Source organism: Pseudomonas persica (assembly GCF_900291015.1).
Classification (GTDB): domain Bacteria; phylum Pseudomonadota; class Gammaproteobacteria; order Pseudomonadales; family Pseudomonadaceae; genus Aquipseudomonas.
This window is the reverse complement of sequence record NZ_OLKL01000010.1, coordinates 37,751-57,600: the sequence shown is the minus strand read 5'-3', so window position 1 is coordinate 57,600 and position 19,850 is coordinate 37,751. Positions and strand designations below refer to the sequence as shown.

General features: G+C 63.7%; 15 protein-coding genes. 4 read left to right on the top strand and 11 right to left on the bottom strand.

What is annotated here, in order from left to right; all coding sequences use genetic code 11:
* Positions 1-161: 161 nt before the first annotated feature.
* Together ettA and FQ664_RS03950 are read right to left on the bottom strand one after the other, a co-directional pair.
* A complete protein-coding gene (gene ettA / locus FQ664_RS03955) occupies positions 162-1,829 on the bottom strand; it encodes an energy-dependent translational throttle protein EttA (protein WP_015268893.1) in 1,668 nt (555 codons plus the stop codon).
* 445 nt (positions 1,830-2,274) lie between these two features.
* Complete coding sequence (locus FQ664_RS03950) at positions 2,275-2,676, bottom strand: hypothetical protein (protein WP_144170490.1); 402 nt, start codon at positions 2,674-2,676, stop codon at positions 2,275-2,277.
* A gap of 248 nt (positions 2,677-2,924) precedes the next feature.
* On the opposite strand from FQ664_RS03950, the gene FQ664_RS03945 reads away from it, so the two are divergent.
* From FQ664_RS03945 to FQ664_RS03925, 4 genes are all read left to right on the top strand, one after another.
* Entirely contained in the window at positions 2,925-6,755 is a 3,831-nt protein-coding gene (locus tag FQ664_RS03945; protein ID WP_144170489.1) for a sensor domain-containing protein, read from the top strand.
* A 299-nt stretch (positions 6,756-7,054) separates the two neighbouring features.
* The gene (glyA, locus tag FQ664_RS03935) at positions 7,055-8,308 is read left to right on the top strand and encodes a serine hydroxymethyltransferase (RefSeq protein ID WP_144170488.1); all 1,254 of its coding nucleotides are present in this window, start codon (positions 7,055-7,057) and stop codon (positions 8,306-8,308) included.
* 141 nt (positions 8,309-8,449) lie between these two features.
* Entirely contained in the window at positions 8,450-9,043 is a 594-nt protein-coding gene (locus FQ664_RS03930) for a hypothetical protein (RefSeq protein WP_144170487.1), read from the top strand.
* Between the two features lie 90 nt (positions 9,044-9,133).
* On the top strand, positions 9,134-10,087 hold the full coding sequence (locus FQ664_RS03925; protein WP_144170486.1) for an arsenic resistance protein: 954 nt from the start codon (positions 9,134-9,136) through the stop codon (positions 10,085-10,087).
* Between the two features lie 24 nt (positions 10,088-10,111).
* On the opposite strand, the gene FQ664_RS03920 is transcribed toward FQ664_RS03925, so the two are convergent.
* The 9 genes from FQ664_RS03920 to FQ664_RS03880 form a co-directional block, all read right to left on the bottom strand.
* Complete coding sequence (locus FQ664_RS03920; RefSeq protein ID WP_144170756.1) at positions 10,112-10,435, bottom strand: RidA family protein; 324 nt, start codon at positions 10,433-10,435, stop codon at positions 10,112-10,114.
* Between the two features lie 44 nt (positions 10,436-10,479).
* Positions 10,480-11,898 carry an aldehyde dehydrogenase family protein gene (locus tag FQ664_RS03915; protein ID WP_144170485.1) on the bottom strand — a complete coding sequence of 473 codons (1,419 nt, stop codon included), beginning with the start codon at positions 11,896-11,898 and terminating at the stop codon, positions 10,480-10,482.
* Positions 11,899-11,910: 12 nt separating this feature from the next.
* Complete coding sequence (locus FQ664_RS03910; RefSeq protein WP_144170484.1) at positions 11,911-12,954, bottom strand: homoserine dehydrogenase; 1,044 nt, start codon at positions 12,952-12,954, stop codon at positions 11,911-11,913.
* Positions 12,955-13,162: 208 nt separating this feature from the next.
* Positions 13,163-13,600 carry an Lrp/AsnC family transcriptional regulator gene (locus FQ664_RS03905; protein ID WP_144170483.1) on the bottom strand — a complete coding sequence of 146 codons (438 nt, stop codon included), beginning with the start codon at positions 13,598-13,600 and terminating at the stop codon, positions 13,163-13,165.
* A complete protein-coding gene (locus FQ664_RS03900; RefSeq protein ID WP_144170482.1) occupies positions 13,597-14,985 on the bottom strand; it encodes a threonine synthase in 1,389 nt (462 codons plus the stop codon). Before FQ664_RS03900 ends, FQ664_RS03905 begins: the two co-directional genes overlap by 4 nt.
* Positions 14,986-15,009: 24 nt before the next feature.
* Positions 15,010-15,894, bottom strand: a complete 885-nt coding sequence (locus FQ664_RS03895; protein WP_144170481.1) for a LysR substrate-binding domain-containing protein — start codon at positions 15,892-15,894, stop codon at positions 15,010-15,012.
* 46 nt (positions 15,895-15,940) lie between these two features.
* Complete coding sequence (locus FQ664_RS03890) at positions 15,941-17,380, bottom strand: amino acid permease (RefSeq protein ID WP_178090945.1); 1,440 nt, start codon at positions 17,378-17,380, stop codon at positions 15,941-15,943.
* Positions 17,381-17,523: 143 nt separating this feature from the next.
* Entirely contained in the window at positions 17,524-18,795 is a 1,272-nt protein-coding gene (locus tag FQ664_RS03885; RefSeq protein WP_144170479.1) for a cystathionine gamma-synthase family protein, read from the bottom strand.
* Positions 18,796-18,963: 168 nt separating this feature from the next.
* A complete protein-coding gene (locus tag FQ664_RS03880) occupies positions 18,964-19,848 on the bottom strand; it encodes a homocysteine S-methyltransferase family protein (protein WP_178090950.1) in 885 nt (294 codons plus the stop codon).
* Positions 19,849-19,850 lie beyond the last annotated feature (2 nt).

Here is a 19,850-nt window from a genome sequence, read left to right as displayed (position 1 = left end):
CTTCGCGGGTAAACCCGCTCCCACAGGGGTTTGCATAAGCCCCAAGGTTGAGGGTTCTCTGTGGGAGCGGGTTTACCCGTCGAAGAAGCCAGCACCACTTTCCAGCCAGGCACAAAAATGGGGCCACACAGGGCCCCACTCTTGTGCATCAGAAAACCGGCTTACTGGGCCAGCTTCTTGTGCCGTACACGGTGCGGCTGGGCAGCAGCATCGCCCAGGCGCTTCTTGCGGTCGGCTTCGTACTCGGTGTAGTTACCCTCGAAGAACACCACGTTCGAGTCGTCTTCGTACGCCAGGATGTGGGTAGCCACACGGTCCAGGAACCAACGGTCGTGGGAGATCACGATCGCCGCGCCCGGGAAGTCCAGCAGGGCTTCTTCCAGCGAACGCAGGGTTTCGACGTCGAGGTCGTTGGACGGTTCGTCGAGCAGCAGGACGTTACCGCCCTCCTTCAGGGTCAGGGCCAGGTGCAGGCGGCCACGCTCACCACCGGACAGGTCCTTGACGAACTTCTGCTGGTCGCCGCCCTTGAAGTTGAAGCGGCCAACGTAGGTACGCGACGGGATCTCGTAGTTGCCAATGCGGATCATGTCGGAACCGTCGGAAACCTGCTGGAACACGGTCTTGCCACCGTCCAGGTCCTCGCGACTCTGGTCGACACAGGCCAGCTGCACGGTTTCACCGATCTCGATGCTGCCCGAGTCCGGCTGTTCCTTGCCCATCAGCATGCGGAACAGGGTCGACTTACCGGCACCATTACCACCGATTACACCGACAATGGCACCTTTAGGCATGGAGAACGACAGGTTGTCGATCAGCACGCGGTCGCCGTAGCCCTTGGTGACGTTCTTGAACTCGATGACCTTGTCGCCCAGGCGCGGACCGGCCGGGATGTAGATCTCGTTGGTTTCGCTGCGCTTCTGGAATTCCTGCGACTGCATTTCTTCAAAGCGCTGCAGACGGGCCTTGGACTTGGACTGGCGAGCCTTGGCGCCTTTGCGCACCCACTCCAGTTCCTCTTTCATGGCCTTCTCGTGGGCGCTCTGCTGCTTGGATTCCTGCGCCAGCCGCTCGGACTTGGCTTCCAGCCAGCCCGAGTAGTTGCCTTCGTACGGGATGCCCGCGCCGCGGTCCAGTTCCAGGATCCAGCCGGCGACGTTGTCGAGGAAGTAACGGTCGTGGGTAATCGCTACCACGGTGCCCGGGAAGTCGTGCAGGAAGCGCTCCAGCCAGGCCACCGAGTCGGCATCCAGGTGGTTGGTCGGTTCGTCCAGCAGCAGCATGTCGGGGGCCGACAGCAGCAGGCGGCACAGGGCCACGCGGCGCTTCTCACCACCGGACAGGTGCTCGATGCGCGCGTCCCAGGCCGGCAGGCGCAGGGCGTCGGCGGCGACGTCCAGCTGGCGCTCCAGGTTGTGGCCGTCGGCGGCCTGCAGGATGGCTTCCAGCTTGGCCTGCTCGGCGGCCAGCTTGTCGAAGTCGGCATCCGGTTCGGCGTAGGCCGCGTAAACCTCGTCCAGGCGCGCCTGGGCGTCCTTGATCACGCTGACCGCTTCCTCGACCACTTCGCGCACCGACTTGTTCGGGTCCAGTTGCGGTTCCTGCGGCAGGTAGCCAACGTTGATGTCGGGCATCGGACGGGCTTCGCCGTCGAATTCCTTGTCGACGCCCGCCATGATCCGCAGCAGGGTCGACTTACCCGCACCGTTCAGGCCGAGCACGCCGATCTTGGCGCCCGGGAAGAACGACAGGGAAATGTTCTTGAGAATTTCCCGCTTCGGCGGCACGACCTTGCTCAGCCGATGCATGGTGTAGACGTATTGAGCCAAAACCAAGCCCTCTAATTCAGATAGATAAAGACATCGACGATCGCCCCGGCGCGCTGGCCAGGGGGATGTATTTACGGGGTGTCATTGAACAAAGTCGACCATTCTACGCCAACGCGCAGCGTTGCATAGGAGGGGCGGATGGTGGAGGGAGATCGCGGTGATCCCTGGAGGAAATCTACTACCTGTACTGGCCCCTTCGCGGCTAAAGCCGCTCCCACAGGAACTGCACGGTATTCGAAGGCAGTGATATCCCTGTGGAATCCCACAGGAACTGCACAGTATTCGAAGGCAGTGATATCCCTGTGGAATCCCACAGGAACTGCACAGTGCTCGAAGGCAGTGATATCCCTGTGGAATCCCACAGGAACTGCACAGTGCTCGAAGGCAGTGATATCCCTGTGGGAGCGGCTTTAGCCGCGAAAGGGCCGGTACAGCGGCAGATGACTCAGACGTGACGCTGCCTGGCCTTGCCCCGCGGCAAGCGGCAGCGGTCGCCCTGCTCGGCCAGGCGCGCGGCCCAGGCGGACTTCACGCTGAAGCCACCGCTGCGAGCAGGCTGCTGCTCGGCAGCTTTGGCCGGTTTGGCGGCCGCAGGCACACTGACGACCTTGGCCGCCGGCTTGACCTCGGCCACGGCAACTGCCGGCTCTGCTGCCGCCTTGGCGGTCTTGCGCAGCTCAGCCAGCGATGGGGCCTTGCTCTTGGCGACAGCTGCCGCCTCGGGTTTGCTCAGCGAACGCTGGCAAGACTTGCAGGATACGTCCTCGGTCACGGCAGTGCTGACAAGGGTCTGACTGCTGCGCCCGCAGGCGGAATCGAGGCCATTGGAGGAAAAGTGAGTAACCAAAACCGAACATCTCCGATGCGTTGTCATTTGAAGCGGGCGCTATTCTCGCACAGGTTGCAGGGGCTTGCCGAACCACCGGGCAGGCACCACCGGTCCAGCGGACTGGCACTTTGCCACATTCCTAGGCATGCTAGCCCGTTTCAGGTGTCCGGCCTTATAGTGCACCACCGCGGTCTGGCAACCAGCCACCGGCGCTTACCGTGCATGATCCATCCCTGCCATCGCCAGCCCAATCGCAGGATCAACGCTTGACCAATCTTACACATCCGTCGTCATTGCGTTCCGCGCCACAGACACCCGTCGCTTCGCTGCGCGGGTCGATCAAGGGTGCGCTGGCGCTGCTGGCCCTGATCCTGCTAGGCCTACTGCTGTGGCAGTTGTTCGCCCAGTTCAACCATACCCAGGCCGACCTGCGCAAACAGAGCCTGGACGCCACCGCCGAACAGGCCGACCACCTGAGCCTGAACATGGCGCTCAAGGCCCAGCAGGCCATGAATGTGGTGCAGCCCTACCTCAAGGCGCCGGCGCCCAAGGCCCTGCCCAGCCTGCTTGGCACCCTGCGCGAGCGCCTGCCGGCCCTGCAGAACATGGCCTGGCTGGACGCTACCGGGCAGGTGCAGGCCGACAGCCTGGCCGGCAGCCCCGACCGCCAGTTGCTTGACGAGTTGCTCAGGTTGAACCACGGCCGCCCGTACTTCTTCAGCAATTCGGCCGACAACCGCACCCTCTACCTGTTGCTACGTCAGGTCACCGCACAGGACCGTGGTTATTGGCTGCTGCGCCTGTCGCCAGACTACTACCGCACCCTCACCCTCGACCTCGACGGTGCCGGCCACCCGCTGTGGCTGCTGGAAAACAGCCGCAACGGCGAGGTGCTGCAAAGCCACGCGCCGGCCGATACCAGCAATGAACCGCTGCAAAGCGTGATGCTGGCCTTCCTCGACAACAGTACCTGGCAGTTGCGCGGCCTGTTCGACGCCAAGCAGGCCCGGCAGAAGCTGCTGCCGGCGCTGCTCGGCAAATGCCTGTTGGTGCTGTTCTGCGCCCTGCTGCCGGTGCTGGCCCTGATCAGCATGCGCCGCCGCCAACGGGCGCTACAGGAAGACCGCCGGCGCTACCAGGATATCTTCGAAGGCACCGGCGTGGCCTTGTGCGTGCTCGACCTGTCCAGCCTGCCCGGCAAACTCGACCGCTACCACCTGCGCAACCGTGCCGCGCTCAAGCACAGCCTGGCCCTGGACCCGAACCTGCGCCGCTCGCTGCTGCTGGAGCTGAAGATCACCGAGATCAACCAGGTGGCTCGCCAGTTGTTGAACATCGACTGCCACGAAGGTGCCTGGCAGCGCCTGATCGACGGCACCGGCGATGGCCGCGACAGCGTCGGCATGCAGCTGATCGACGCGCTGATCGAGCAACGCCCGCTGCTGGAACTGGAAGTGCGTCTGCCGGCGCCGCTGGGTGGCGAGTTGCACCTGTGGCTGATGGCCCGCCTGCCGCAGCAACGCCGTGATTACCAGGCGGTCATCCTCAGCATCAGCGACATCACCAGCCGCAAGCAGGTGGAACTGTCGCTGCTGGAGCGTGAAAGCTTCTGGTCGGACGTGGTGCGCACCGTGCCCGACCAGCTGTACGTGCAGGACGTGCTCAACCAGCGGATGATCTTCAGCAACCGCCACCTTGGCCAGACCTTGGGCTACGACCGTACCGAGCTGGCGCAGATGGGCGACCGCTTCTGGGAACTGCTGCTGCACCCCGAGGACGCGGCGCACTACCAGGCACTGCGCCAGCAACAGCGCGACAGCGGCCATGATCAGCCGCTGCACTGCCAGCTGCGCTTCCGCCACCGTGATGGCGGCTGGCGCTGCTACGACATCCGCGAACAAGTGCTGACCCGTGACGCCGATGGCCTGGTGACGCGCATCATCGGCGTGGGCAAGGACGTGACGGTGCAGATCGAGGCCAGCCAGTCGCTACGCGACAGCGAACAGCGCTACCGCATGCTCGCCGAAAGCATCAGCGACGTGATCTTCTCCACCGACAGGCTGCTCCAGCTCAACTACGTCAGCCCCTCGGTGCAGGCCGTGCTGGGCTACCAGGCCGACTGGATCTTTACCAACGGCTGGCAGTCGATCATCGCCAACCCGGCCCAGCTCACCGGCATCTACAGCCTGATGGAGCGCGTCAGCAAGGCCATGGGCGACCCGGCCCAACTGGCCCAGCTGCGCAGCCAGCTGCCGACCCAGTTGTTCCTGTTCGACTGCCTGCGCGCCGATGGCCGCAAGATCCCCATCGAACTGCGCCTGGTGTTGGTGTGGGACGATGAGGAGCGCTTCGAAGGCGTGCTCGGGGTGGGCCGCGACATCAGCCAGCAACGCCGTGCCGAGAAAGACCTGCGCATGGCCGCGACGGTATTCGAGCACTCCACTTCGGCCATTCTCATCACCGACCCGGCCGGCTATATCGTCCAGGCCAACGAAGCGTTCAGCCGCGTCAGTGGTTACGCCGTCAGCGAGGTGCTCGACCAGTTGCCGGGCCTGCTCACCGTCGGCGAACAGCAGGAGGGCCACCTGCGCTACGTGGTCAAGCAACTGCACCAGCGCGGCAGCTGGGAGGGCGAGGTTTGGCTCAAGCGCCGCGACGGCGACCACTACCCGGCCTGGGTCGGCATTACCGCGGTGCTGGACGACGAAGGCGACCTGGCCAGCTACGTGTGCTTCTTCACCGACATCAGCGAGCGCAAGGCCAGTGAACAGCGCATTCACCGCCTGGCCTACTACGACGCCCTCACCCACCTGCCCAACCGCTCGTTGTTCCAGGACCGCCTGTACAACGCCCTGCAGCAGGCCGAGCGGCAAAAGGCCTGGGTGGTGCTGATGTTCCTCGACCTGGACCGGTTCAAGCCGATCAACGACTCCCTCGGCCACGCCGCCGGCGACCGCATGCTCAAGGACATGGCCCAGCGCCTGCTGGCCTGTGTGGATAACGACGACACCGTGGCGCGCATGGGCGGCGACGAGTTCACCCTGCTGCTGCAACCGCGCGCTACCCGCGAGATGGCACTCAACCGCGCCATCCACGTGGCCGAGAACATCCTCGGCAGCCTGGTGCGGCCGTTCGTGCTGGAAAACCGCGAGTTCTTCGTCACCGCCAGCATCGGCATTGCCCTCAGCCCGCAGGATGGCAGCGAGCTGAGCCAGCTGATGAAAAACGCCGACACCGCCATGTACCACGCCAAGGAACGCGGCAAGAACAACTTCCAGTTCTACCAGGCGGAGATGAACGCCAGTGCCCTGGAACGCCTGGAGCTGGAAAGCGACCTGCGCCATGCCATGGAGCAGAATGAATTCATCCTCTACTACCAGCCGCAGTTCAGCGGCGACGGCAAGCGCCTGACCGGCGCCGAAGCGCTGCTGCGCTGGCGCCACCCGACGCGCGGCCTGGTGCCGCCGGGTGACTTCATCCCGGTGATCGAAGAGCTGGGCCTGGTGGTGGACGTGGGCGACTGGGTACTACGCGAGGCCAGCCGCCAGCTCAAGGCCTGGCACAAGGCCAAGGTGCGCGTGCCCAAGGTGTCGGTGAACATCTCGGCGCGGCAGTTCTCCGACGGCCAGCTGGGCACACGCATCGCTACCATTCTTGAAGAAACCGGCCTGCCACCGGCGTGCCTGGAGCTGGAGCTGACCGAAAGCATCCTGATGCGCGAAGTGGACGAAGCCATGCAGATTCTCGCCAGCCTGAAAAACCTCGGCCTGAGCATCGCGGTAGACGACTTCGGCACCGGTTACTCATCGCTGAACTACCTCAAGCAGTTCCCCATCGACGTGTTGAAGATCGACCGCACCTTCGTCGATGGCCTGCCTGAAGGCGAGCAGGATGCGCAAATTGCCCGGGCGATCATCGCCATGGCCCACAGCCTCAACCTGGCGGTGATCGCCGAAGGGGTGGAAACCCACGAGCAGCTGGAGTTCCTGCGCGAGCATGGTTGCGACGAGGTCCAGGGCTACCTGTTCGGCCGGCCGATGCCGGCGCATCAGTTCGAGGCGCAGTTCGCCAACGAGACGCTGTTCATGTTCCATTGATGCGTTGCCTGCGGCGATCCCTGTGGGAGCGGGTTTACCCGCGAACACCGGCGAAGCCGGTGCCATCCACCGCGTTGCCTTCTTCGCGGGTAAACCCGCTCCCACAGGTACGGTGTTACGGCTGAATACCGCAGAGAAAAACGGACCTGCGAGTCAATTCCATTCCCCGCCCAGCCCAGACACGGCGCGGGATGCAACATGAAGCCCATTGGTCCGCGACTTGATGCCACTTCATATGCCAGCCGCCAATCAATCGGTTAGAATGCCCCCCCAATTCACCCCGATCCTTGAGGACCGCCATGTTCAGCCGTGATTTGACCATTGCCAAGTACGACGCCGAGCTGTTCGAAGCCATGCAGCAAGAAGCTCTGCGCCAGGAAGAGCATATCGAGCTGATCGCTTCGGAAAACTACACCAGCCCGGCAGTCATGGAGGCCCAGGGCTCGGTCCTGACCAACAAGTACGCCGAAGGCTACCCGGGCAAGCGCTACTACGGTGGTTGCGAGTACGTCGACGTCGTCGAGCAACTGGCCATCGACCGTGCCAAGCAGCTGTTCGGCGCCGACTACGCCAACGTCCAGCCGCACGCCGGCTCCCAGGCCAACGCTGCCGTCTACCTGGCCCTGCTGTCGGCCGGTGACACCATCCTGGGCATGAGCCTGGCCCATGGTGGCCACCTGACCCACGGTGCTTCCGTCAGCTCTTCGGGCAAGCTGTACAACGCCATCCAGTACGGCATCGACAGCAACGGCCTGATCGACTACGACGAAGTCGAGCGCCTGGCAGTCGAGCACAAGCCGAAGATGATCGTTGCCGGCTTCTCGGCCTACTCGCAGGTTCTGGACTTCGCCCGCTTCCGCGCCATCGCCGACAAGGTTGGTGCCTACCTGTTCGTCGACATGGCCCACGTTGCCGGCCTGGTTGCCGCTGGCGTGTACCCGAACCCTGTTCCGTTCGCCGACGTGGTCACCACCACCACCCACAAGACCCTGCGCGGCCCGCGCGGCGGCCTGATCCTCGCTCGCAAGAACGAAGAGATCGAGAAGAAGCTGAACTCCGCCGTCTTCCCGGGCGCCCAGGGTGGCCCGCTGGAGCACGTCATCGCTGCCAAGGCCATCTGCTTCAAGGAAGCCCTGCAGCCTGAGTTCAAGGCTTACCAGCAGCAGGTGGTGAAGAACGCCCAGGCCATGGCCAGCGTGTTCATCGAGCGTGGTTTCGACGTGGTTTCCGGTGGCACCCAGAACCACCTGTTCCTGCTGTCGCTGATCAAGCAGGAAATCTCCGGCAAGGACGCTGACGCCGCGCTGGGCAAAGCCTTCATCACCGTCAACAAGAACTCGGTACCGAACGACCCACGTTCGCCGTTCGTCACCTCGGGCCTGCGTTTCGGCACCCCAGCCGTTACCACCCGTGGTTTCAAGGAAGCCGAGTGTAAAGAACTGGCTGGCTGGATCTGCGACATCCTGGCTGACCTGAACAACGAAGCGGTGATTGACGCCGTACGTGAGAAGGTCAAGGCCATCTGCAAGCAGCTGCCGGTTTACGGCAACTGATAGGCGCTAGCCTGCAGTGAAAAAGCCCGGCCTAGTGCCGGGCTTTTTCGTTTTCCGCCACTGCGCGGAACCAGTTCCGAATGGGTGCTTCATCAGGGTCGGCTTAGCCTGCCCCTTCTTGTACCCAACCGGAGACACGCCGTGGCCGATCACAAATCACTGTCATTTACCGCAGTCCTGCAAGTAGCCGACTGCCCTCTGAATACGCTGGGCAGCATCTGCACAGGGCCCATCATCCTCAGTAACCCGATTGACGGGTTTGGGCCTGGCATCGATGGTAGCTGTGCAGTTGGCATGCTTGATTGCTCGGTTGAAGATTGGCAACTGGCCAAGGAGACTGGGCTGATCACCTTTGACAAAGGCCCCAGTGCGCTACCGCTGCTACTGTATTTTCGCCATTTTGATGATGGCTACCGCCTGTATGTGCGCAGCGGCAAGCATTTCGGCGAAGGCGTATTCGCCAACGCCAATGGTTTGATAAATGTTCAACCCATAGAAGCCAGCGACCCTTGCTTGTGGAAAGTGGTCAATGCTCAAACCGATCAACCATTCGATCTCACACAGTGCGAGGGCCCTGATTGTGAAATCACGTTGGCGAGTGCCGAGGGGCACCCCGTCGAGGCCCACTACATCTACCCCGTCGGTGCATTTCTGGCCTGTTACCCGGCTGCCCATCCAGGTAGTTTGAACATGCTCATTCAAGAGCGGGGAGTCGATTGGCTCAACGCGGATTGACAAGCTCCAACTTTTCCTCAAATGCGCGCCCTGCCAGGGCGTAACGTATTACCCTGTGCCCCTTTAACATCAGCGGACACAGGGCTTACCTTGACCAGAGAACAACTCGAAACCCGGCAGATCCCGATCTACTTCGCCGCCGTGCTCGCCGCCCTCGCCTTCGGCCTGCTGGCCAGCGACACCGCGCACCATCTGGAAGCCCTGGTCACCCCCGCCATTGCCGTGCTGATGTACGCGATGTTCCTGCAAATCCCCTTCCTCGACCTGCGCCAGGGCCTGGGCAACCGCCGCTTCATCGCCGCCTTGCTGCTGGCCAACTTCATCCTCGTGCCACTGCTGGTCTGGACCATGACCCGTGGCCTGGTCGCACATCCGGCGATCCTTGTCGGCGCCCTGCTGGTACTGCTCACACCGTGCATCGACTACGTGGTGGTGTTCACCCATATCGGGAAAGGCGACTCACGCCTGACCCTGGCCGCCACCCCCGTGTTGCTGTTGCTGCAACTGGTGCTGTTGCCGGTGTATCTGGCGCTGATGCTGGGTGACAGCAGCAACGTGGCCATCTCCGTCACCCCGTTCGTGAAAGCCTTCGTGCTGCTGATCGTGCTACCGATGGTCCTCGCCGTGCTCACCAGCGCCGGCGCCCGTCGCTCGCGCACGGTCTCGACCTGGAACGACGCCTGGGCGTGGATGCCGGTACCGGCCATGGTCCTGGTGCTGGTGGTGGTCATCGCCTCGCAGATAGCCGTGGTGCTGCGTGATTTCGACCGGTTGCTGCCGGTGGTCCCGGTGTACATCGGCTTCATGCTGTTGGCGCCAGTGCTCGGGTTTGTTGCGGCGCGCGTGCTGCGCTTGCCGGTGACCGAGGCACGCTCGGTAACCTTCAGCGCCGCCACGCGCAACTCGCTGGTGGTGTTGCCGTTGGCGCTGGCCCTGCCCGAAGAAATGCGCGGGTTGGCGGCGGCAGCTGTGATTACACAGACATTGGTGGAGCTGGCAAGCGAACTGATCTACGTAAGGGCGGTGCCCCGAGCCGTGCGCTGACCCGGGGGCATCGGTCGCTTAGGCTCAGGAGCGCCCAGGGCACACGGCAAATACCTGTACCTCGACCAGGTAACCCTCTCCCAGGTCTGCGCCTACACAGGCCCGTGGTGGTTTCGGAAAACTCTGCAACCAGGCGTCGTACACCTCATTGACCAGGTCGAAGTGGCTGTAGTCGGCAATCCATAACTGAACCCGGGTCAAGTGTTCCTTGCCGACGTTGGCCGCTGCCATCAACCCATCGATCGTATCCAACGCCTGACGCAACTGCCCCTGCACATCCTGGCGCAGGTCGTCCGCGACTACGCCGGCCGTTTCGAACAGGCCCCTGTAGCTGACCGCCAGCGACATCCGCTCGCCTGATCCATACCGTTCGATCATCAAGGTTCCTCCCCTTAACCCAACTGGTTGAGACAGACGACCTTGGGCTGGGTCATGTCCTCGTAGGCGAACCGCACCCCCTCGCGCCCGAGGCTGCCATACTTGGAACCACCGAACGGCATGGCGTCGAAGCGGTAGTCGGACGAGTCGTTGATCATCACGCCACCGGCCTCTATGCGCTTGGCCAGGCTCAGCGCCAAGGACAAGTCACGGGTGAACACGCCGGCATGCAGGCTGTACTCCGGCGCATTGGCCAGTGCTATGGCTTGCTCGATATCCTCGAAGGGCGCCAGCATCACCACCGGTGCGAATACCTCTTCACGCCACAGCCGGCTGGCATGGTCAACACCTTCCAGCACCGTCGGCGCATAGCTGGCCCCTTGGCGCTTGTGGCCGCAAAGCAGGCGGGCGCCACCTTGCAGGGCCTGGTTGACGCGTTCTTCGATCTGCCGCGCAGCGGCTTCGCTGATCATCGGCCCCATGTCGGTATCGCGTTGGCCTGGGTCGCCCAGCACCATAGCCTGGGTCAAGGCCACGAAGCGCTGGCGAAACGCTTCGTAGATCGAGGCGTCCACCAGGATGCGCTGAGTGCCGATGCAGTTCTGCCCGGCGGCCCAGAACGCCCCCGACACACACGACTCGACAGTGGCTTCGAGGTCGCAGTCTTTAAGTACCAGTACCGGGGCGTTGCCGCCCAGGTCCATGGCCAGCTTTTTCAGGCCGGCGCCATGCGCGATCTGCTCGCCCGTGGCGAAGCCGCCAGTGAAGGAGATCATCCGCACTTCGCGCACGGCGACCAGGGCCTTGCCCAGTTCGGCGCCTCCGGTGGCAACGCTGACAACGGCTTCCGGCAGCCCAGCAGCGGTGAGGTACTGAACCAGTTTCAGCGCCGAGAGCGGGGCCAGCTCCGAGGGTTTGAGAATAACCGCGTTGCCGCCGGCAATGGCCGGCCCCAGCTTGTGTGCCACCAGGTTGAGCGGGTCGTTGTACGGGGTGATGGCCAGGATCAGCCCCAGCGGCTCGCGGGTGAACCAGCCCTGGCGCGATTCGGAGCCTTCATAGGCATCGAAAGGCACCACTTCACCGGCGTTGCGCCGCGCTTCCTCGGCGGACAGCTTGAGCGTGTTGATGCAACGCTTCACCTCCTTCTCGGCCTGGCGCAGGGTCTTGCCCGCTTCATCGACAATCAGGCCGGCAAAATCTGCGGCATCGCGCTCGATCAGACGGGCGGCCTGTTCGAGAATGCTGGCGCGTCGATGCCGGGGCAGCGCGGCACTTTCGCGCACGCCCTGGCGGGCACGGGCGAGCAGGCCAGGCACGGCATCGGCCGTGAGATTGGCGACGCTGCCGACCAGGCTACCGTCGAAGGGGCTGTATACATCGATCAGGGCAGGTTGCTGAAAAGCTACCCGGGACACGGAAGTCAGGCTCATGAACGGTGCTCCTCAGGCCGAACGGCCAGCTGTGTGGATGGCGACGATATCCGACAGCAGGGCGAATGCCGTTTCGACACGTCCCGCACCTGGGCCGGACACGGTCACCGCGCCCAGCAGTTCGGTGTTGAACGCAACCGCATTGGTGGCACCGGAAATACCCGCCAGAGGGTGGTTGCCGGGTAACAGGCGCGCTTCGACGCTGGCACGCACCGAGCCACCGGTTTCACGGCTGGCACTGCCGATCAGTTTCCAGCGCTGGCCCGTTGCCTGGGCCTGCTGGATAGCTGCGCTGTCGATGGCACTGATACCGCTGCAGGAAACATCACTCACCTGCAGGCAGGCGCCGAGCAACTCGTTGGCAAGAATGACCACTTTCAGGCGCACGTCATGCCCTTCCACATCAGCAGTCGGGTCTGCCTCGGCATAGCCAAGCGCCTGGGCCTGGGCCACTGCTTCGGCGAAGCCAAGCCCCTCTTCCATGCGCGTGAGCACGTAGTTCGAGGTGCCGTTGAGGATGCCCTCGAACCCCACCAGGCCGGCACCGGCCAGGGTCTGGCGCGCCATGCGCAGCACCGGCGTGCCGCTCATCACCGCGCCTTCGTATTCGAACGACACGCCATTGGCCTTGGCCAAGGCCTTGAGCGACTGGGCATGCAAGGCAATCGGCCCCTTGTTGGTGGTGACCACGTGCTTGCCTGCTTCCAGTGCCCAACGGCAGAAAGTGGCTGCCGGCTCGCCGTCCTTGGGGTTGGTGAAGGTGGCTTCGGCGATGATGTCGGCGCCCGACTGCTTGATCACCGACTCGTTGAATGCCTCTGCCGACCCCTGAGGGATCTGTGCCAAGGCCCCCTTCTGGGCGGGCAACGCAGCCAGCATGGCGGCATCCAGGCCATCGCGGTCGATTACCGAGCCCAGGAACAGGTCGGTGACACCCACGATCTTCAGGCCAAAGCCCAGCTCTTGCTGCCAGCGCGCGTTGCGTTCGGCGATCAGTTGGGCCAGGGCACGGTTCACGCCGCCAAAGCCAACGAGTGCGATCTTGTATTCGGTCATGGTTTGCTGTCCTTTCCAGGCGATTGGTCGATGAGGACAAGCCTAAGAGCCGTGCCATGCCAGTTGAATATGGCAATCCGCTGTATTTATTGGCCAATCTGGCCAGTGCCCGATCCCCCCTGAACGCCCCCGGAATGCACAACGCCGCCTGGGCGCAAACCCGGGCGGCGTTGTCGTGGCGATGGCCATCAGGCGCAAGAAACGTGGCTCAGATCACCGTGGCCAGGACGAACGAAGTCACCGTGTTCTCGACCCCGGGCATGCCAGCGATTTCCTTCCACACGTGATGCACCCGCTCCGGGCTGGAGGCCTCGACGCGCAGCAGCAGGTCGAACTCTCCACTGAGCACTTCGCACTGGATCACTTCGGGGATCTGGCGCAGCGCATCGAGCACCGCCTCACCGCGCATACGGTCATAGCGGTAGACGAAGATCACCGCGTTGATCAACGACGTCGGCCTTCGCCCCTCACCAATGCGCAGGGTGTAACCCTGGATGGCCCCGTCGCGCTCCAGACGCTCGATGCGCTGGCGTACCGCATTGCGCGACAGGTTCACCTTGAGCCCCAGTTCGGCATGGGCGATACGCGCATTGGCGGTGAGTTCGGCGAGAATGCGCTCGTCCAGGGGGTCGAGGATGCGCTTCATCGCCTGGCCTGCAACTGGGCCAGCAGTTCATGAACCCCCGCCAGGTCCTCGGGCGCCAGCAGCGGCCCGCCGCCTGCGGTGCCAACGACGCCGGCTGGCACCTCACCGTGCCAGGCGCCCAGTTCCGCCAGCAGCGCGGCGGACTTTTCCGGGGCGAACTGCCCCAGCGTGACGATGGGCGCGCCAATGTTGCGCCGGTGCAGGCGCCCGGCGAAAGCCCCGGTTGCCGCATGAGGGTCGACCGCACTGCCGGTTTCGCGGAACAGCGTGACGATTTCCTCGCGGATCAGCGCATCGTCCACGGCATACGAGTCGAACAGCATGCGTGCATGCAGCCACTGGCGGTTGCCGATGCTCAGCTCGCCACAATCCTCGAAATGCTCCATCAGCGCCCTGGTCGCCCCGCCGTCGCGGTCATACAGCTCCCAGACGAAGCGCTCCAGGTTGGAGAACAGCGAAAAGTCCATGACCGGCGACAAGGTCTGGCTGGTTGAACAACGGCTGTAGCGATTGCAGTGGATGAACCGGTGCAAGGCATCGTTGCGGTTGGTAGAGACGATGATCTGGTTGATCGGCAGGCCCATTTTCTGGGCAATGAACCCCGCGTAGATCTCGGCGAAACTGGCTGTGGGGATGCTGAAGCCAACCGGCCGTATCCCCCCGCCCAACTGCAGCGCCGCGTGGAAATAGAACACGATCTGCGCCAGCACACCGACCCAGTTGGTCGAGTTGAAACTGACTGGAATCAGTTCAGGGCACGGCCATGCGCGCAGCAGCGCCGACACCAGCGACTGGCAGTCATCGAAGCTGCCATCCACGGCCACGCAGCTGACGCTGTCGCTCGCGGCACTGCGCATCACCGCCGCCCGGTCTGCCGGCGTCCCTGCACTGGGATACAGCGCCAGCAAGCGTGCCGTCGGGCAATGGCGCAAGGCCTCGATAGCTGCCACGGCCGTATCGCCGTTGCTGGCACCGACCAGCATGACCCGATCGCAATCGGCCCCCAGGAAATGGCGGATGAGCCGCGCCTGCAACTGAGCGGCAAAGTCCTTGGAGGAGCGGGTAGGCCCATGGAACAGCTGCAGGATCCATTCGTTATGGCCAATCTGCTGCAGTGGCGCGATGCCACGGTGCTTGACCCCCCGATAGCTGTCGCTGACCAGCGCCCTGAGGGTAGGCTCGTCCAGAGTATCGCCGACAAACGGTGCCATCACCCGCCAGGCCAGTTCATCGAACGGCAGCCAGGACCAACTGGCGATTTCCTGTTGGCTGAATGCAGGCACCGCAGTCGGCACATAAAGCCCGCCATCGTCGGCCAAACCGGACAGCAGCGCCGTGCGGAAATCAACCCGTATCTCGTTGCCGCGCGTGGATGTGTACTGCATCGGTGCTCCAGGTAAGTATTTTGATTAACGGTGGGCCATCGCCACCAGCCAGTGGCTGAAGGCTTGGGCATCCGTGGACAACGCTTCACCCAGACCGCGTACCAGGTAAAACGACTCGCTCGCCTCGATGCGCTGGGCAAAAGGCGCCACCAGCCGCCCCTCCTGCAGCAAGTCCTCGACCAACGACGAGCGTGCCAGCGCCACCCCTAGCCCCAGCTCGGCCATGCGCAAGGTCGCCACCAGCGTGTCGAACTGCAGGCCGCAGGAGGAGTCGACCTGATCGGCGCCGACACGCTCCAGCCAGTAGCCCCACCCCTCCTCGTAACCCAGCACATGCAGCAGCGGAAAACGGGCCAGGTCGCGCGGCTCGCGCAACGGGCAATCGGCGATCAGCGCAGGCGAGCAGACCGGCACCAACAAGTCGCGGGTCAGGCGCTGCGCTTCCACACCGGCCCACTGGCCGCTGCCCCAGCGGATTTCCAGGTCGTCCTCGGCATCCAGTTCCTTGACCCACAGGTTGCTGATGTAGCGGATGTCCACCTGTGGGTGCGAACGCCGAAAATCGGCCAGCCGGGGCGCCAGCCAGAAGTGCAGGAACGACAGGCTGCCGCGCACTTTCAGCGGCCGGCGCTGGCGTTGCCCGAAGATTTCGTTGGTGCCTACCGCCAGTCGGCTTATCGCATCCTGCACCACCGGCAGGTACGACTGCCCTTCTTCGGTCAGCCCCAGCCCCCGGGGCAGGCGCTTGAACAGCGCCACGCCCAACTGGCTCTCCAGGTGGCGAATCTGTTGGCTCACGGCCCCCTGGGTGAGGTGCAGTTCCTCTGCCGCGTGGGTGAAGTTCAGGTAACGCGCCGACACTTCGAAGGCTCTCAGCCAGTTCAAGGGAGGCAGGGTTTTCTGGGTCATCGGCGGGTTCTCATGGCAACGTTCCGGTGGCCTAGTATCACTCCGCTCAGGCGGCCTCGGAACCGGGTGCCACGGCCTCCAGCGGTAGCGGACGACGCTGGTGGTATTTGCGGGTCAGCCAGTACGCCAGGTAGCACCAGGCAATGAACGGCAAACCGAAGTACAGGGCCACGCGCTGGGCCGGGTCGAAGGCGATACCGACGCAGGCCAGTACGCAGCAGAGGATCGCTGCCAGGGGCACGAACGGGTAGCCACGCACGCGGCACTTCAGGTCTTCGAGCTTGCCGCCATGGGCGAGGTAGTGACGACGGAAGGCCATCTGGCTGACCGCGATGCTGATCCACACCACCACCACCGCCAGCCCGGAAATGGACACCAGCGCCAGGTAGATGGTATCGGGCGCAAATACGCTGCTGAGCAGCGATGCCATGCCGCCAGCCATGCTCAGGACGATGGCATTGAACGGCGTGCCGCGACGGGACAGCGCGGCGTACCGGCGCGGCATGTTGCCTTGGTCACTGAGAGTCCAGAGCATGCGCGCGGCGGCGTAAAGCCCGGAGTTGGCTGCAGACAGCAGTGCAGTGATGATCACGAAGTTCATGATGTCCGCCGCGTAGGGGATACCGATCATTTCAAAGACCATCACGAACGGGCTTTCCACCACGCCAGCCTGTTCACGCGGCAACAAGGTGGCAAGGACGAAGATGGTGCCGACGAAGAACAGCGCCAGGCGCAGCACCGTGGTACGGATGGCCTTGGGCACGTTCTTTTCCGGGTCGCGGGTTTCGCCGGCGGCGATGCCGATCAGCTCGGTACCGGAGAAGGCGAAGGCCACTGCCAGCAGGGTCATGGCAATCGACCAGAAGCCGGTGGGGAACAGCCCTTCGCGGGTGAAGTTGCCCAGCCCGACACTGTGGGCCTGGGTAATTTCGAAGACCCCGAGGATCGCACCGCCGCCCACCACCAGGAAGGCAATCACTGCCAGCACCTTGATCAGTGACAACCAGAATTCGGTTTCGGCAAACGACCGCACCGAAATGACATTGCTGATGAACACCGCCAACCCGAACAGTGCACTCCAGATCCACACGGGCGTGTCGGGGAACCAGCGCACCATCAGGATGCCGGCGGCGGTGAATTCCGAGCCGATGGCCACCGTCCAGGTCAGCCAGTACATCCAGGCCACCATATAGCCGGTGCCTGGCCCGATGTAGCGCGTGGCGTAACTGCTGAACGAGCCGACCTCCGGCATGTGTACCGCCAGTTCGCCCAGGCACATCATCACCAGATAGACCATGATCGCGCCGAGGATGTAGGCGATGACCGCACCCAAGGGCCCCGCCTGGTTGACGGTGTAGCCCGACGTCAGGAACAGGCCGGTACCGATGACGCCGCCCAGCGCCAGCATGACGATATGACGGGTTTGCATATCCTGCTTGAAGCCATGCGCAGAAGCATTTCTCGTTGTAGTTGTCTGCAGGGACATTGTGGTTTTCTCATGAAAGTTGGCGGGCAAGGACGTTGCAACGACCTCGTCTTGGCAGAGCGAAGCGAATTGCCTTGCATATTGTTTTTGTTCGACTTCATGAACTGGCACCCACCGCAAGGAGCGGGTGCCACGCGCCTGCCTCAGGCCTGTACCTCGGTCAGGCCGGTGTACGCGTCACCGTGCAATTCCGTTGCTGCGGCCAACTCTTGGCGCACCGCTGCACAGGCCTGTGCCAGGTCTGCCAGCAGGTCCTCGGTGTCTTCGATGCCCACCGAAACGCGCACCAGCCCTTCGGAAATACCCAGGGCCAGGCGTTCTTCGAGGGTGTTTTCCACATGGCTGGTAGTACGTGCCGGGCCGTAGATGGTTTCTACCGCGCCCAGGTTGCCCGCCCGGTGGGCGTACTTCAGGCGCGGTAGCAGGCGTGCCACGGTGGGCATGCCGCCCTTGAGCACGAAGCTGACGATGGCGCCGAAGCCACGCATCTGCGCCTTGGCGATCGCATGGCCCGGGTGCTCGGGCAACCCCGGGTAGTTGACTGCTTCCACCAGCGGTTCGGTGGTCAGGTAATGCGCCAGGGCCTGGGCACTGGCCTGCTGCTGGCGCAAGCGCAAGGCCAGGGTCTTGATACCGCGGATGATCAGGTAAGCGGAAAACGGATCCAGCGAGGCACCATTGATCTCGCGGTAGTGACGCACCTGCGCCATCAACGGCTCGGCACCGCAGACCACGCCACCCAGCACGTCACCGTGCCCGGACAGGAACTTGGTAGCACTGTGCACCACCACATCCACGCCAAGGGCCAGCGGGTTCTGGTTCAGCGGGGTGGCGAAGGTGTTGTCGGCCACCACCACGGCGCCCACTTGCCGAGCGGCAGCGCTCAGGCGCTGGATGTCCAGCACCTTCAAAGTAGGGTTGGTAGGGGTTTCCAGATACAGCAGGTCGCAGCCCGCGGCGATTTCGCGCTCCAGCGCCTCGGTGTCGAGGGTGTCGCACAGGCAGACCTGCACGCCCATGCGTGGCAGGAATTCCTCAAAGATCTTGTTGGTGCCACCGTAGCTGTCGCGGGTCGACACCACGCGCTTGCCGGTGCAGAGGAAGGTATGCAGCACCGCACTGATGGCGGCCATGCCGCTGCTGAAGGCCACGGCCGACTCGGCCTGCTCCAACTCGCACAGCTTGGCTTCCAGTGTGGCGACGGTCGGGTTGCTCATGCGGCTGTAGATGTAGCCCGGCAACTTGCCCAGGGCCACGTCGTACCAGGCATCGATGTCGTTGTAACCGTAGGCGGCACTGACCACGATCGGGGTCTGGGTAGCGTTGTACGGGTGCTGGACCTGCTCCCCGCTCCACACCACTCGCGTGCCGATACCGGCCGCTGCATTGCCCTCGATCTTTTCGTTGTTGTTCATATCCGGTTCCCGCACGGCTGAGTTGTGTACGCCGATTCAGCATCGGCTTTCAGCGGACTATAGGGACATGGCGGGGGACTGAAAAACGATGGAATCCGGGTCTGAGTGGCGTTTTTTTTAATGGCTGGGGACCGGGCGGGCGCGGCAGCCGCCCAGCCCCTGCCGGCTTCACGCCAGATTGCGTTTCAGCGCGGCAATGTGCTCCGGGCCGATGCCACAGCAGCCACCGATCATGCTGGCCCCCCGGGTGCGCCAGTCATTGGCCCAGGCCAGGTAGCCCGGCGGGTCGAGGTCTTCGCGCAACTCATCCAGGCCATCGTTGGCAGTGGCCTCCTTGGGCTGCGGCGGGAAGGCGTTGGCATAGGCGCCGATGGCGATGTCGGCATTGTGTTGCTCGATCACCGAGCGCGCGACGTCGAGCGCAGCACCAATCACCTCTGGCTGGCTGCAGTTGAACAGCACTGCGGCCGCACCCAGGCCGACCACAGCTTCAATGGCATCGGCCACCGGCTCGCCGGAGCGCAGGCGCGGGGTTTCGTCCACGTCCTCGTCCTGCAAGGTGAACGACACCCAGAATGGCTTCCCGTCTTGCGGCAGGTGGGCGTGGATGGCCCGCACTTCGGCAATCGCACTCTGGGTCTCCGCCAGCCACAGGTCGACATGCGGGGCCAGGCCCTGCAGCAACGGAGTCAGTACCTCCTCGACGCGCTCGGGCTGGAACAGGTCCGGGCGATAGGAGCCGAACAGCGGCGGCAGTGAGCCCGCCACCCTGACCGGGTGCGCACCGCTATCGGCGGCATGCCGCGCCAACTGGCCTGCGATATTGGCCAGTTGGCGCCCTTCCTTGGCAAAACGCTCTTCGCCGATGTGGAACGGCACCACCGCATAACTGTTGCTGGTGATGACCTGGGCACCGGCAGCAATGAACGCTGCGTGTACGCCAACCACCGCCTCGGGCGCCTCGCTCAGCGCCAGCGCCGACCATTCGGGCTGACGAAACGGCGCCCCACTGCGCTGCAGCTCACGGCCCATACCACCGTCGAGAATCACCATCG